Below are 13,555 nucleotides of genomic sequence, written 5' to 3'. Positions count from 1 at the left end.
TCAGGCCGCCGCCGGTGCGGTGACGCCGAGGCCGGCCGGAACCTCGATGTCGTACATGGCCGCCGCGTTCAGGCCGAGGATCTTCTTCTTCTGCGCCAGGGTGATCGGCGCGTACTCGGGCGTCATGTCCTCGGGGATCTGGAAGTCGACGAACCGCTCGATCAGCCAACGGGGCGTCCAGAGCGCATAGTCGCTGGAGAACTGGATGCGGTCCTCGTCCAGCCAGTAGAGCAGTTCGCCGATGATCTGCGCGAAGTACCGCGGCCGGGTGTGGATGAAGGGGATCGCGACGGCGAGGCCCGCGTGCACATTGGGCTCCTGGGTGGCGATCCAGCAGAAGTCCTCGAGGCGGGGCAGTCCGCAGTGCTCGACGACGAAGTTCATCTCGGGGAACTGCGTGGCCACCTTGTCGACGTCCGCGACGTCGAAGGCGTCCCGGTCAAGCGGCCGGATCGTCGGCCCCTTGTGGACGTGGACGTTGTTGATCCCGAGTTCCTGACACACCTCGAGATAGCGGTACGTCCATGGGTCGTCGAGCTTGTAGCCGCGGCTGTCGCCCTTCCACTCGGCGGTGTACAGCTTCACGCCCTTGAGCCGGAACCGCTCGGCGTCGCGCCGCAGTTGGTCGAGCCCCTTCTGCTCGTACCGGGGGTCCCAGGAGTGGTTGTACGTCAGCTTGTCCGGGTGCTTCCGGGCGAGCGCGAAGGCTTCCTCCGTCTGCCCGAAGCCGCTCCGGTAGAACGCTCCCAGGCGTGCGGGCTGGAAGATGGCGTGGTCGACGTACCCGTCGGCGAAGAGGTCCTTCATCAGGCGCTCGCCGCCCTGATAGAGGTACTCCTCGTACGGCCACACCTCGGATTCCGGGCTCAGGTTGCGGTGGTAGTCGTAGAAGCAGTCGATGAACTGCTTGCCGTGGATGTTGAGTTGGTTCTCGGGTCGGGCGTCCCAGAGTGCGATGTGCGCGTCGACGATGAAGTAGTTCTCGCCGTCCTTGGAATACATCTGTCTCCTCAGGTCCTCGGTTCCTTGGTTCCTTGGTGTGCGTCAGGAGAACTGGATGCCGCCGTCGATCATGACGGACTGGCCGGTCATGTAGTCCGAGTCGCGTGAGGCCAGGTAGGAGACGAAGGAGGCGACGTCCGTGGGCTCCTCGACGCGGCCGAGCGCGATCGCCTCCGCGTACTTCTTGATGGCCCGGCCCTTCTCCAGGCCCTCCTCCTGTGCGAGGCGCTCGTCGATCAGGTCCCACATGTCGGTGCCGACGATGCCCGGGCAGTACGCGTTGACGGTGATGCCGTGCCGCGCCCACTCCATGGCGGCGGCCTGGGTCAGACCGCGTACGCCCCACTTCGACGCCGAGTAGGTGCCGAGCAGCGCGAACGGGCGGTACGCGACGATCGACGCGGCGCCGATGATCTTTCCGCCGCCGCCCTGGGCGATCATCTGCCGTGCGGCGGCCTGGTAGGAGAGGAAGACGCCGCGCAGGTTCACGGCCATGATCTGCTCGAACTCGTCGAGCCCGGTGTCGAGGAGCGGAGTGACCCTGGCGATACCGGCGTTGGCGACGTAGACATCGACCCTGCCGAGGCGGCCGGCGACCTCCTCGACGAGCGCGTCGGTCTGCTCCTTGCTGGATACGTCGGCGTGCACGGCGAGGGCCCTGCGGCCGGTCTTCTCGATGCCGGCGGCCACTTCGCCGAGCTCCTCGCTCATGCCGGGGAGGTCGGCGACGGCGACATCGAGTCCGTCCTGGGCCAGCCGCTCCGCGATGCTGCGGCCGATGCCGCGGGCTGCGCCGGTGACGATCGCGGTACGGGGTGCGTTGTCGGCGGAAGTCATGGGGGCTCCTGTGCTCGACGGCGGGCCACCGCACCCGTTGTGCGGCGCCGGCCATCAGCGTGGGGCCCGGGGGCCGCGTCGAGTTTTTCAATGTGGAACACACCGGGGCCGGCTCCCGTACCAATGCGCATACCAGTGCGCGTACCAATGCGCGTACCAGTGCGCGGAAAACGCACAGGGAGTCTTGGCGAACAGCCCGTTGTCGGGGTACAAACACGTTCGTAATATGGCGGAAACACGCCCATCGGAGACGCCATGCTCAGTGACAGCACGGAGCGGGACCGGACCATCGCGCGAGCGCGCCTGCAGTTCCTCACGCATGCGGAACCGCCTGCGCAGATCGTGCCCGAGGGCATCCGCAACTCCTGGCAGCGCTCCAAGTACCTGGGGGTCGGCACGGACGAGGTGGTCGTCCCCTACCAGCCGGACTTCGACCGGGAGAGCCGCCTGGTCCGCGCCGCCGCGCCCGTCCTCGACCGGCTGGAGCAGGCGCTGGCGGGTTCGGACGCCTCGGTGATCGTGACGGACCGCAAGGGCTGGGTGCGCGATCGCCGCGTCGGGGAGAAGCGGCTCTCGACGCACCTGGACCGGGTCCACCTGGCCCCCGGCTTCAACTACGCCGAACAGTTCGTCGGCACGAACGGCATCGGGGTCGCCCTGGAGGAGCGCCGACCCAACGTGGTCCTCGGCACCGAGCACTTCAACGAACGCCTGCAGAACGTCTCCTGCGCGGCCGCACCGATCCGCAACTCGGTCACCGGGCGGGTCGAGGGAGCCATGAACCTCACGTGCTGGAACGGCCCGGCGCGCACCCTCATGGCGGCCCTGGTGCAGGAGGCCGCCGGTGACATCGAACGCGTGATGTACGAGTTCAGCAGCTCGCACCAACGTGCTCTGCTCGAGGCGTTCCAGCAGGTGAGCCACTACGGTGACCGGCCGGTGCTCTGTCTCGGCCAAGATCTCGTGCTCGCCAACTCGGCCGCCTCCGCGCGGCTCACGGGCGACGACCACCGGCTGCTGCACGAGGCCGCCGCCGAACTGGGGCACGCGCCGCGCAGCCGCAAGGAGGTGCAACTGACCGGCGGCGGGACCGTCCTGATGCGCTGCCGCCAGGTCAACAGCTCGGCGGGCGCGGCCGGCTACCTGCTGGAGCTGGCCTTCTCGGACCTCGCCTCCGGCGGGCACCGGCCCCGTTCCGGTTCCCGTACGCGCACGGAGCAGGAGGCGAGTCGGCCGTGGCCGCTGCCGGGCCTGGCCGGGACGGATCCGGCGTGGAACACCGTCTCCCGCACGGCGTCCCGCTGCGCCCGCGATCGGACGCCGCTCCTCCTCCACGGCGAGGCGGGAACGGGCAAGTCGGCACTGGTCGGTGCCGCGCACGCGCTGACCGGGGCGGCCTCGGCCCCCGCCGTCGTGGATGCCACGGCCGCCCGCTCCACTGCCGGGGGCGACCTGCCGACCGCACTGCGCGAGGCAGCCGCAGGGGCGGGCCGCGCCCTGGTCCTGCGCAACGTCGACGCCGTGACCCCCGAACAAGGAGCCGCTGTCGCCGAGGCCTTGGAGGCCGCGGCGGCGCAAGGCACCTGGATCGTGGGCACGCTCCACCAGGCACATGGCGTGCCCGAGCCCCTGAGGCGCTGCTTCGTGGAAGCGGCGGCCGTTCCCGCACTGCGGCACCGCCTCGCGGACCTCCCCGCCCTGGTCGACTGCCTGCTGCGACGCGTCGGCGCGGACATCGAATGCGCCCCGGAGGTGTTGCCGCTGCTGCGGCGGCACGGCTGGCCCGGCAACATCCGCCAACTGGACGCCGCCCTGCGCGAGGCCGCGGCGGGCCGCCGCACCTACCGGATCGAACTCCGCGACCTGCCGCCGTCCCTGCACAGCGCGGGCGGCCGGTCCCTCAGCGCCTGGGAGGCGTCCGAGCGCGACACCCTGGTCCAGGCCCTGTTGGCGGCAGAGGGCAACAAACTGCTGGCGGCGCAGCGGCTCGGCATCTCCCGTACGACCATCTACCGGAAGATGCGGTCCTACGGCATCACGCTTCCCGGGAGCGGCTGAAGCGGAAGCACCACCTACGCGTCGGTGGGCGGGGCGGGGAGGAGCGGGCGCGGCTCGGCCCGCCTGGCCGCCACGGTGTTACGGGCTTTACCTGGATCAGCGGCGAGGGCTCGGGCCGAGGGCAGCCGGGTGCCCGACACGAGCCGCCCACTGTCAGCTGCCCACTGCTGGCTGCCCGGTCGGGCTATGCGCCGTATCCGCCGTCGATCCTCAGCACCGCGCCGGTGACGTAGGAGGCCTGCGGGCTGGCCAGGAAGGCGACGCCTGCGGCGATCTCCTCCGGCCTGCCGTACCGGCCCATCGCCGTGGTCGGAAGGAACATGGATGCGGCCGGGCCGTCGGCGGGGTTGCCTTCGGTGTCGACGAACCCGGGTTGGATGACGTTGACCGTGATGCCCCGGTGCGCCAGGTCGCGGGCCGCGCCCCGGCTGAAGCCCTCGAGGGCCGACTTCGTGCTCGCGTAGTACGCCATCCCCTGGAAACCCGCCCGCGCAGCCGCACCAGAGCTGATGTTGACGATCCGTCCGCCCTCGGGCAGCGACGGCACAGCGGCCTGGATCCCGGCCACCACGCTGGTGTAGTTGACGGCGAGTTGGCGATCGATGGCGGCCTGGTCGAGGATCTCGCTGTCGACGAGGCCGCCGCCACCAGTGGCCGCGTTGTTGATCAGAATGTCCAGTCTCCCGAACTGCTCGACCACGCGCCGGATCAGGCCCACCGCCTGCGTCGCGTCCGCCTGGTCGGCCTGGAAGGCCGCCGCACGCACCCCCTTCGCCTCCAGGTCGGCGACCACGGCCTTGGCCTGATCCGCCGAGGACGAGTAGCTGATCGCGACGTCGGCTCCCTCGTCGGCCAGCGCCCGCGCCGACGCCGCCCCGATCCCCCGCGACCCGCCGGTCACGATCGCCACCTTGTTGTCCAGCTTTCCCATGTGCTTCCCACTTCCCTGGGTGCAACGTGCCATGGAGTTCTTGACTGTTCGGTCCACCATAAGAATGGTGGACCGAACAGTCAAGAATCCGTATCCTGTCCACATGGCACGCCCGCGAACGTTCGACGAGAAGCAGGTACTGGACGCCGTCCAGGAGCAGTTCTGGGACGCCGGTTACGCCGCGACCTCGCTGGAAGACCTGATGCGGGTCAGCGGCCTGGGCAAAGGCAGCCTGTATGCGGCGTTCGGCGACAAGCGCCAGCTCTTCTTCCGGGTGTTGCGCAGCTACACCGACGATCGCCACGGCCAACTCCGGGAAGCCCTCGCCGAGACTCCACGGGCCCTGGACGCACTACGCATGCTCATCGAGGCACCGATCGACGACCCGACCGGCACCGGCGCACGGCGTGGCTGCCTGATGGCCAACAGCACCTGCGAACTCGGTAACGCCGATCCGGAAGTCCTCGACCACGCCCACCGCAGCTACGAGACGTCCACCGCGCTGATCGGTGACTGCGTCGCCCGCGCCCAACGCGAGGGCGACCTACCGGCCGCAGCGGATCCGATCGCGCTCGCGCGGGCCCTCCTGGCCGCGCAGCAAGGGCTCGTATTCATGAGCCGCACCGGGCTGGACACGGCCGCGCTCACCGCCACAGCACGATCGCTCGCGGATCAACTCCTGCCGGACCGCTCCGGCGACTGAACCAACAGGCGTGAGCGGGCCGTTCACAGCTGGAGAGCCGGATGATCCTGCGCCGCGTGCGGCACCCCGGGTCCTCAACTGGCGCGCGCAAGGTAGCCGTTGACGACCCGGTCCACGTAGGCAGCGTCGAATGCCGCGCTCACGAGGAGTCGGCGGAAGAACAGCGGACCCAGCAATTGGTCGACGGCGAAGGCCACATCGGTGTCCGCCGGCAGCTCGCCGCGGCGCACTCCGCTTTCGATGATCTCCGCGGTCGTCCTGCTGCCTTCCCGGTACAGGCCCTGCTTCAGTGCCGCGAAGGACGGGCTGATGTCGGCGCGCTCGATGATCACCCGAATCAGCCGCAGGTTCGCCGGGTCGTGCAACTGGCGGCGGATCGTGTTCAGTTCGGCGAGAAGATCCTCGCGCAGTCGCCCCTTCGGCTCGCTGTGGGTGCGGGCCATCTCCCCGGCGATCGCGTCCCGCAGCAGGTCGACGACGTCGGGCCAGTGGCGATAGAGGGTGCTGCGCCCCACGCCACTGCGCGCGGCCACCGCCGCGTGCGTGACGGCGGCCCAGCCCTCGGCGAAGAGGATCTCCCGAACCGCGGTGAGGGCGGCCGTCTTGCTGCGCGTGATGCGCGGGTCGACGCGCTTGACCGATCCGGTCGCCGACACTGCCTCTCTTGTCACGGCCCCAGTCTGGCATGGTGACCCGAACCGATACTGTGGGACAACTTGTTTCATAGTTGAGATCTAGGAGAGTCATGCCCTCCCTCACCCCTGGACGCGCGCTGCTGACGCTGACCTCGCTGAGCACCATGTGCGGCGCCTACATCGCCGACTGGAACGACACCCACATCCACAACCCGAACTGGCCCCCTCACGCGAAGTTCCACAACGCCCAGACCATGAGCACCGGCGCGGCCCTGGGCGCGATCGGCCTGTGGGCGGTGTGGAACCGCGGCGCGGGAACCGCCGACCAACGGCTGAAGCTGGCCACCGGAGCCGCATCCCTGTACTGGATCACGCAGCTCTCGGCCATCGCCTACCCGGGCACCGCCTTCATGGACCCGCCCAAGAAGGGCGCACCCCAGGCGGTCGTCGCGGGCGCCAGCCTTGCCCTCAACGGACTGGCCTACGCCCTGGAACGCCGCCGGCTGCGCGGCTGACAACGCCGACGGCTGCGCGGCTGACAAGGCGACAGATGCCTGCCGGTCGGCGTTAGCCGCGCAGGTAGCGCGTCACCATGTCGACCAGTTCGTTCTCGAAGGTCTCCACCGGGATGTCCTGCAGGTCGCAGGCAGCGGGCTGAGCCGGACTCAGCCGCCCCTGCGTACCCGCGCCGCCTTCCGCGCCTCCGCGAGCTTGCGCGCCTCGTTGGTCTTGCGGGAACCCCGGGCGCCCGAGCCGGAACCAGTTCCGGAACCGGAGCCGGTGGTGGAACCGGAGCCGGTCTTCGGGTCCTTGGTGCTGCCCAGGCCGCGGAACGGGGCGTTCTGGTTCTTGGGGCGCTGGGCGGGGCCGCCGTCGAGGGGCTTGCCGGAGGGGGCCTTGGCGCCGGTGATACGGCTCAACTCCGCCTCGCCGGACCGCACCTTGGTGACCTTCGCGGTGACGTCGGCGTCCGCCATGACCTGGCTCGTCTCGCGGCGCTGGCCCGACAGGACGAGCGACACGACGGTGCCGGAGCGGCCGGCGCGGGCCGTGCGTCCCGCGCGGTGGAGGTAGTCCTTGGGGTCGGTCGCCGGGTCGACGTTGACGATGAGGTCGAGGTCGTCGATGTGCAGGCCGCGCGCGGCGACGTTCGTCGCGACGAGCGCGGTGATCTCGCCGTTCTTGAACTGGTTCAGGGTCCGGGTGCGCTGCGGCTGCGCCTTGCCGCTGTGCAGCGCGGCCGCGGCCACACCGCTGCCCCGCAGGTGCCGGGTGAGCTGGTCGACGCCGTGCTTGGTGTCCAGGAAGAGCAGGACGCGGCCGTCCCGTGCGGCGATCTCCGTGGCGACGGACCACCGGTCCGGGCCGTGCACGACGAAGAGGTGGTGCTCGATCGTGGCGACCGCGCTCGACGCGGGGTCCACGGAGTGCTCGGCCGGGTCGCGCAGGTAGCGCTGCACCAGTTGGTCGACGTCGCCGTCGAGGGTGGCGGAGAACAGCATCCGCTGCCCGTCGGGCCGCACCTGGTCCAGGATCTCGGTGACCTGCGGCAGGAAGCCCATGTCGCACATCTGGTCGGCCTCGTCCAGGACCGTGATGCCCACCCGGCCGAGGCGGCAGCCCTTGCGCTCGATGAGGTCGTGCAGGCGACCGGGCGTGGCGACGACGACCTCGGCGCCGTCCCGCAGCGCGGCGATCTGCCGGCTGATGGACACGCCTCCCACCACGGTCGCGAGCCGCAGCCGCAGCGCCTCGGCGTACGGGGTGAGGGCCTCGGTGACCTGCTGCGCCAGTTCCCGGGTGGGCACCAGCACGAGGGCGAGGGGCTCCTTGGGCTGCGCGCGCCGCCCGGCGATCCGGGTGAGCAGCCCCAGGCCGAAGGCGAGGGTCTTGCCGGAGCCGGTGCGGCCGCGGCCGAGGACGTCCCGTCCCGCGAGCGCGTTCGGCAGCGCCGCCGCCTGGATGGGGAAGGGCTTCGTCACGCCGTGCTCGTCGAGTGTGCGCAGCACCGCTGCCGGAAGACCGAGACCCGTGAAGGACGTCACGGGAGTGGTGCCCGGCGCATCGTCCTGCTGCCGGGCGTCGTCGGCACGTGCTGATTCGCTCACAGAGAGCCTTCCTCCGAAGGTGGGACCGTACCGAGGAAGGCGCGGCGGGGACGCGGCGGCCGGCCGACGGCACCCAACGGGACACCGGCACAGCTGCGCTGCAAACGCTCAACGCTAGCACGGGACGCCGGCCGCCCTTCACACGTCTCACCGACACCCCTCCACTCCCCCGGCCCAACTCCGGTACCCACTTGCCGAGTTGAAGAGGTGCCACGTCCACGGGGCGGATAGGGTCACCGAAAGGTGGGTGGGACACACGACGGGGGGATCGCGTTGGATCACCTGACTGAAGCGGGGCCGGGCCGTGGTCGCCCCGGCGAGACCGTTTCCGAGCCGCCTGCGGTGCTGCCCGGCGCACTGCGCGCCTGGCTCGGGCTCATCGCGGCGCTCTCCGCGCTCGTGGTCGGCACGCTCGGGGTCATGTATGCCGGGCACAGCGAGTCCGGCCGGGTGGACCGGTGGTTCGTCCTGCCGACGGACGACAGTGTGCGGCCGCCGTGGCGTGGCGTCGCCCTGGCCGTCGACTTCCTGGGCGAACCCGTGGGTGCGGCGGTGCTGGTGGCGGCCGCCGTGGCGTGGTGTCTGCTGCTGCGCCGTCCTCGCGCGGCGGTGCTGGTGGTCGCCGCGGTCGCCCTGACCGTGGGGACGGTGACGGTCGTCAAGTCGGTGGTGGGCCGCACCATCCACGGTCCGGGGAACCTGTCGTATCCGAGCGGGCACACCGCCTTCCTCACCGCGCTCGCCCTCGTGGTGGCGCTGGTCGCGGTCGGGCGGCTCGGGCTCGGCAGAGCGGCCGGGGTGTCGCTGGTGTGCGGCGCGGCGCTGGCCGCGGGCGCCGTGATGGGGTGGGCGGAGGTCGCCCTGAGCGCGCACTACCCGACGGACGCGGTCGGCGGCTGGTGCACCGCGCTCGCGGTGGTCCCTGCCACTGCGTGGCTGGTCGACCGGGTGGCGGACGCCAGTCGACCAGCTCGCCTCTGACCTCACACCAAGCGGCGGAACACCGGCTTCACCGGCCGTCCGGCCATCCACGGCGTGGGGTCACCGGCGTCGACCGCCTTCCGGTACACCGCGCACGCCTCGGCCACCACGTCGACGGTGCGCTCGATGTCGCCGTCGCCGAGCGCGCTGCTCACCACGAACGAGGGGGCGAGGACGCCGCCCATGAGCAGTTGGCGCAGGAACAGAGTGCGGTACTGCTGCGACGGCTGGCCGTGCTCGTCCAGGGTGGCGAAGACCAGGTTGCTGGCCCGGCCCCGGACGAGGACGTGTTCGCCGACGCCCATGCTCGACGCGGCTTCGCGGACCCCTGCGGCCAGGCGCTCGCCGAGCGTGTGAAGGCGCGCGCTGATGCCCTCGTCCACGTAGGTGCTCTGGACGGCCATCGCCGCCGCCAGGCAGTGGGTCTCCGCGCCGTGCGTCGTGGAGAGCAGGAAGACCCGCTCGCCGCGGTGGCGCAGCCCGCCGTGCTCCATCAGCTCCCGGCGCCCGGCCAGCGCCGAGACGGCGAAGCCGTTGCCCAGCGCCTTGCCGAACGTGGAGAGGTCGGGCACGACGCCGTACAGGCCCTGGGCGCCCGCCTCCGACCAGCGCAGGCCGGTGATCATCTCGTCGAAGATCAGTACGCAGCCGTGCCGGTCGGCGAGGTCGCGCAGGCCTTGGAGGTAGCCGGGCGGGGGTTCGCTGTGGGCGGCGGGTTCGAGGATCAGGCAGGCGACGTCGTCCGCGTACCGGGTGAGGAGCGCCTCCGTGGCGGCCAGGTCCCCGTACGGGAAGGACACCGTGAGGTCGGTCGTCGCCGCCGGGATGCCCGCCGGCATCGGCGTGGTGCCGATGAACCAGTCGTCGGTGGAGAAGAACGGGTGGTCGGCGCAGATGGCGACCCTCCGGCGGCCCGTGACGGCGCGCGCCAGGCGCACCGCGGCGGTGGTGACGTCGGAGCCGTTCTTCGCGAACTTCACCATGTCGGCGGTCGGCACGGTCGCCAGGAAACGCTCGGCGGCCTGGACCTCCACGATGGAAGGACGCACGAAGTTGCTGCCGCGGTCGATCTCCCGGCGCACCGCCTCGTTCACGCGCGGGTGGGCGTGTCCGAGGCTGACCGAGCGCAGCCCGGAGCCGTATTCGATGTAGCGGTTGCCGTCGATGTCCCACACATGGGCGCCGCGTCCGTGGCTGATGACCGGGGCGAGGTGTTCGGGGTACTGGTCGTCGCCCTTGGCGTAGGTGTGCGCGCCGCCGGGGATCATGGCGTGCAGGCGCTCGTTCGCCGACCGTGACTTGGGCAGGTCCAACTCTTCGCTCTCTTCGATGGGCACGCCGTCCTCAACTCCCCTTCTGCTTCAGGACTTCGGCGAGGCTCGGCGCTTCCCGGTCCCGCTTGGACATCGAGGTGGCCGGCAGCGGCCACGGAATGGCGAGCTCCGGGTCGTCGAAGGCGATCGTCACGTCCTCGGTCGGGTCGTGCGGCCGGTCGATCCGGTACGAGGTGTCGGCGGTCTCGGTCAGCGCCTGGAATCCGTGCGCGCACCCCGCCGGGATGTAGAGGGTCACCTGCGTGTCGCCGGACAGTTCGAACGTGGCGCGGTTGCGGTACGTCGCCGAGTCAGGACGCAGGTCCACGACGACGTCGAAGATCTTCCCGTACGAGCAGCGCACCAGTTTGGCCTCGCCGTCGCCTGAGCGCAGGTGCATGCCGCGCAGCACGCCGCGGACCGAGCGGGACAGGCTGTCCTGGACGAAGGCGTGCGGGTCGAGGCCCACCGAGCGGAGCACGTCGGCGTCGAAGGTGCGGCAGAAGAAGCCGCGCTCGTCGGCGTGCGGCGTGGGTTCGAGCAGGAACGCCCCGGTGATCTCCGGGACTTCGGTCAGTTTCATCGGTTCCCCCGAGGTGCGTGGGTCCGGCCGGTGGCCGGGAACAGGGCGTCGGTCAGCGCGTTGAACTGGTGGGTGAGGTGCTGGGCGGCGGCCCTGTTCCGCTCGGCGAGGGTCTGGCGCAGTTCCGCCGAGTGCTTCTCCAGGTCCCGGAACTGTTCGATGAGCCGGTCGGCGTCGACCTCGCGCGCGGGGTGGCAGTACGCGCCCAGGCCCATCCGTTCCATGAGCGCGTCGCTCTTCGCCGCGTAGGTGAGGGCGAGGGTGGGTGTGCCGGACTTCAGGGCGCAGATGAGGTTGTGGTAGCGGGTGGCGACCACGGTGTCGGCGGACGCCGTCTCCTTCATCAGGTCGGCGAGGGAGGCCGTCTCTGCGGCGGTGACCAGCGGCGAGTCCACCGCGTCGATGATCGCCTCGACGACCGTCACGTCGCAGTCGTCCCCGGTGAGCAGCCTGACCCGCCGGCCGTCCTCGACGAGCCTGCGGACGAACCTGGTCGTCCCGTCGAGATAGCGCCGGTGGATCTCCTCGGCCCGCGCGCGGTCGTCGTTGCCGCCGTGGAAGTCCATGACGCCGACGCAGACCGTGCCCTCGTTGGGGGTGGCCGCGGGTGCGGGCAGGGCGAACGCCAGGTCCGGGTAGACCGCGTCGCGCGCGGTGTTCACTCCCATCGCCCGCATCGCGTCGCGGGACTGGGCGTCGCGGTACGAACGGTAGGCGGCGAGCCGCGCCGCCCAGCGGACCAGGACCCGCGTCGGCCGGACCCTGATCTCGGCGGCGCCGACGCTGACCAGCGCGACCTTCGTACCGAACAGCCGGCCGCTCGCGCAGAGCAGGAACAGTGAGTACGGGAATCCCCACGGCCGCAGCGGCAGGGTGGCCTCCAGGACGCCCATGCCCGGCACGATCACCACGTCGTGCCTGCGTACCCAGGCGGCGGTGCGGGCGACGTCGACGAGTTTGCCGAGGCCCTTCGTCGCGAGCGCGCCCGCGCGCGAGGCGGTCCGGTACTCGCCGCGGTTCCAGTGCAGCCGCGTCGCGGGGATCCCGTACCGGGCGGTGACGACGTCGGGTCCGCCGCACAGCGCGTCCACGGGCGCGTCCGGGTGCTCGGTACGCAGGTAGCCGAGGACGGCCTCCAGCGAGCCGTCGTTGCCGAGGTTGCCGGAGCCGAGCAGGCCGAACACCCCGACACGTACCTGAGTCACGCCTTCCTCCCCTCGCGGCCCGCGACGAGCTCGTCGATGGAGACATTGAGCTCGGCCGGGTCGACCGGCGCACGGTCCTCGACCCGCTCCCCGGTTCCCGGCCGGGCGCGGCTGGTCGCCCACGCGACCAAGTGCCGGTAGCACGCCGCCCGTTCGGCCGAGGACAGCGGCGCCCGCCGGATCGCCGAGACGAAGCCCAGGACGTACTCGGCGAGCAGCCGGGGCGTCGGGTGCAGCACACCCGCCCGGCGCGGGTCGAGGTTGACGCAACGGGAGCGCTTGGACGGGTTGGCGCGCTCGGCGCGGGTGGGGTGGTCGCGGCGGAAGTACAGCAGCTCCGGCACTTGGTAGAAGGGGCCGTGCAGACCGATCTCGGCGACGAAGGTGCGGTCGGCGTGGTGGTAGCTGTCGTGCGGCTTCACCTTGCGCAGCACGTCGGCGCGGATCACGCCGTAGAAGTCGTCGCCGCCGGGCTCGAACAGCATGCTGCGGAAGCGTTCGGGCGCGCGCGGTGAGTCGGTGTTGAGCGTGTACGCGTAGGGGACCTTGACCTTGCCGTCCTCGTCGATGACGGCCTGGTCGGCGTGGGCGAGGATCACGTCGGGGTACTCGTCGAGGGCGAGTACGCAGCGGCGCAGCAGGTCGCGGGCGTAGAGGTCGTCGTGCGAGGCCCACTTGAACAGCTCGCCGTGGCACTGGGTGAACACGTAGTTGTGGTTCGGGGCGGCGCCGATGTTGCGGGGCAGCCGGATGTAGCGGATGCGCGCGTCCTGCTCCGCGTACCTGCGGCAGATGGCCTCGGTGCCGTCGGTCGAGGCGTTGTCGGTGATGACCAGCTCGAAGTCCTCGTAGGTCTGGCCGAGCAGCGCGTCGAGGGACTCGGCCAGGTACTCCTCGCCGTTGTAGACGGGCAGGCCGATGCTCAGTCGGGGGTGGGCGCTCATGTGGTCCTCGCTTCGGGGGTGGGGTGGTGGTGCTCGCGCAGGGCGTACCGCAGGTGCAGCCACCACACGGCGGAGCCGGTGACGGTCGCCGCGGCGACGCCCCAGGCGGAGCCGACCGTGCCGCCCGCTGCCGCACCGCCGAGCCCGCCGCCGACGTAGCAGGCGGAGGCGAACAGTTGGGAGCGCAGGCTGAGCCGGGCCGCGCCGAGCGCGCGCAGTCCGGCGGCGGCGCCGGTGGCGAGCCCGGCGCCCGCG

General features: G+C 71.1%; 13 protein-coding genes and 1 pseudogene. 4 read left to right on the top strand and 10 right to left on the bottom strand.

Annotated elements, in window-relative coordinates; all coding sequences use genetic code 11:
* Together OKJ99_RS04900 and OKJ99_RS04895 are read right to left on the bottom strand one after the other, a co-directional pair.
* Positions 1-1,002 carry an amidohydrolase family protein gene (locus tag OKJ99_RS04900; RefSeq protein WP_326014488.1) on the bottom strand — a complete coding sequence of 334 codons (1,002 nt, stop codon included), beginning with the start codon at positions 1,000-1,002 and terminating at the stop codon, positions 1-3.
* Positions 1,003-1,044: 42 nt separating this feature from the next.
* On the bottom strand, positions 1,045-1,839 hold the full coding sequence (locus OKJ99_RS04895; RefSeq protein ID WP_326014487.1) for an acetoin reductase: 795 nt from the start codon (positions 1,837-1,839) through the stop codon (positions 1,045-1,047).
* A 255-nt stretch (positions 1,840-2,094) separates the two neighbouring features.
* On the opposite strand from OKJ99_RS04895, the gene OKJ99_RS04890 reads away from it, so the two are divergent.
* The gene (locus tag OKJ99_RS04890) at positions 2,095-3,897 is read left to right on the top strand and encodes a sigma-54-dependent Fis family transcriptional regulator (RefSeq protein WP_326014486.1); all 1,803 of its coding nucleotides are present in this window, start codon (positions 2,095-2,097) and stop codon (positions 3,895-3,897) included.
* A 184-nt stretch (positions 3,898-4,081) separates the two neighbouring features.
* On the opposite strand, the gene OKJ99_RS04885 is transcribed toward OKJ99_RS04890, so the two are convergent.
* A complete protein-coding gene (locus OKJ99_RS04885; protein ID WP_326014485.1) occupies positions 4,082-4,828 on the bottom strand; it encodes an SDR family NAD(P)-dependent oxidoreductase in 747 nt (248 codons plus the stop codon).
* 103 nt (positions 4,829-4,931) lie between these two features.
* Here OKJ99_RS04885 and OKJ99_RS04880 point away from each other — a divergent pair, with 103 nt between their 5' ends.
* Positions 4,932-5,531 carry a TetR/AcrR family transcriptional regulator gene (locus OKJ99_RS04880; protein WP_326014484.1) on the top strand — a complete coding sequence of 200 codons (600 nt, stop codon included), beginning with the start codon at positions 4,932-4,934 and terminating at the stop codon, positions 5,529-5,531.
* A 74-nt stretch (positions 5,532-5,605) separates the two neighbouring features.
* On the opposite strand, the gene OKJ99_RS04875 is transcribed toward OKJ99_RS04880, so the two are convergent.
* Positions 5,606-6,202 (bottom strand): TetR-like C-terminal domain-containing protein, encoded by a 597-nt coding sequence (locus tag OKJ99_RS04875; RefSeq protein WP_326014483.1) that lies wholly within the window; start codon positions 6,200-6,202, stop codon positions 5,606-5,608.
* Positions 6,203-6,276: 74 nt separating this feature from the next.
* On the opposite strand from OKJ99_RS04875, the gene OKJ99_RS04870 reads away from it, so the two are divergent.
* A complete protein-coding gene (locus OKJ99_RS04870; protein WP_326014482.1) occupies positions 6,277-6,681 on the top strand; it encodes a DUF6640 family protein in 405 nt (134 codons plus the stop codon).
* A 150-nt stretch (positions 6,682-6,831) separates the two neighbouring features.
* Here the strand turns inward: OKJ99_RS04870 and OKJ99_RS04865 are convergent, their stop codons facing one another.
* Positions 6,832-8,274 carry a DEAD/DEAH box helicase gene (locus OKJ99_RS04865; protein ID WP_407700645.1) on the bottom strand — a complete coding sequence of 481 codons (1,443 nt, stop codon included), beginning with the start codon at positions 8,272-8,274 and terminating at the stop codon, positions 6,832-6,834.
* Between the two features lie 282 nt (positions 8,275-8,556).
* Here OKJ99_RS04865 and OKJ99_RS04860 point away from each other — a divergent pair, with 282 nt between their 5' ends.
* On the top strand, positions 8,557-9,255 hold the full coding sequence (locus OKJ99_RS04860; RefSeq protein ID WP_326014628.1) for a phosphatase PAP2 family protein: 699 nt from the start codon (positions 8,557-8,559) through the stop codon (positions 9,253-9,255).
* 2 nt (positions 9,256-9,257) lie between these two features.
* On the opposite strand, the gene OKJ99_RS04855 is transcribed toward OKJ99_RS04860, so the two are convergent.
* The 5 genes and pseudogenes from OKJ99_RS04855 to OKJ99_RS04835 all read right to left on the bottom strand — a co-directional run.
* Positions 9,258-10,586, bottom strand: a complete 1,329-nt coding sequence (locus OKJ99_RS04855; RefSeq protein ID WP_326014627.1) for a glutamate-1-semialdehyde 2,1-aminomutase — start codon at positions 10,584-10,586, stop codon at positions 9,258-9,260.
* A gap of 13 nt (positions 10,587-10,599) precedes the next feature.
* Positions 10,600-11,151: a dTDP-4-dehydrorhamnose 3,5-epimerase family protein gene (locus tag OKJ99_RS04850; protein WP_326014481.1), complete on the bottom strand. Its 552-nt coding sequence runs from the start codon at positions 11,149-11,151 to the stop codon at positions 10,600-10,602.
* Positions 11,148-12,356 (bottom strand): polysaccharide pyruvyl transferase family protein, encoded by a 1,209-nt coding sequence (locus OKJ99_RS04845; protein WP_326014480.1) that lies wholly within the window; start codon positions 12,354-12,356, stop codon positions 11,148-11,150. Before OKJ99_RS04845 ends, OKJ99_RS04850 begins: the two co-directional genes overlap by 4 nt.
* A complete protein-coding gene (locus OKJ99_RS04840; RefSeq protein ID WP_326014479.1) occupies positions 12,353-13,300 on the bottom strand; it encodes a glycosyltransferase family 2 protein in 948 nt (315 codons plus the stop codon). Before OKJ99_RS04840 ends, OKJ99_RS04845 begins: the two co-directional genes overlap by 4 nt.
* Positions 13,297-13,555: pseudogene (locus OKJ99_RS04835) on the bottom strand (hypothetical protein); the annotation flags it as partial. The gene OKJ99_RS04840 and the pseudogene OKJ99_RS04835, both read right to left, overlap by 4 nt.

It is taken from the genome of Streptomyces endophyticus (assembly GCF_035798155.1).
In the GTDB taxonomy this organism is placed as follows: domain Bacteria; phylum Actinomycetota; class Actinomycetes; order Streptomycetales; family Streptomycetaceae; genus Streptomyces; species Streptomyces endophyticus.
This window is presented reverse-complemented; position numbering and strand designations above follow the sequence as displayed.

Bases quoted from the DNA above. Each gene is read 5' to 3' on its own strand.
- OKJ99_RS04895 (WP_326014487.1), bottom strand. From the start codon at position 1,839: ATGACTTCCGCCGACAACGCACCCCGTACCGCGATCGTCACCGGCGCA.
- OKJ99_RS04880 (WP_326014484.1), top strand. From the start codon at position 4,932: ATGGCACGCCCGCGAACGTTCGACGAGAAGCAGGTACTGGACGCCGTC.
- OKJ99_RS04885 (WP_326014485.1), bottom strand. From the start codon at position 4,828: ATGGGAAAGCTGGACAACAAGGTGGCGATCGTGACCGGCGGGTCGCGG.
- OKJ99_RS04890 (WP_326014486.1), top strand. From the start codon at position 2,095: ATGCTCAGTGACAGCACGGAGCGGGACCGGACCATCGCGCGAGCGCGC.
- OKJ99_RS04870 (WP_326014482.1), top strand. From the start codon at position 6,277: ATGCCCTCCCTCACCCCTGGACGCGCGCTGCTGACGCTGACCTCGCTG.
- OKJ99_RS04850 (WP_326014481.1), bottom strand. From the start codon at position 11,151: ATGAAACTGACCGAAGTCCCGGAGATCACCGGGGCGTTCCTGCTCGAA.
- OKJ99_RS04840 (WP_326014479.1), bottom strand. From the start codon at position 13,300: ATGAGCGCCCACCCCCGACTGAGCATCGGCCTGCCCGTCTACAACGGC.
- OKJ99_RS04900 (WP_326014488.1), bottom strand. From the start codon at position 1,002: ATGTATTCCAAGGACGGCGAGAACTACTTCATCGTCGACGCGCACATC.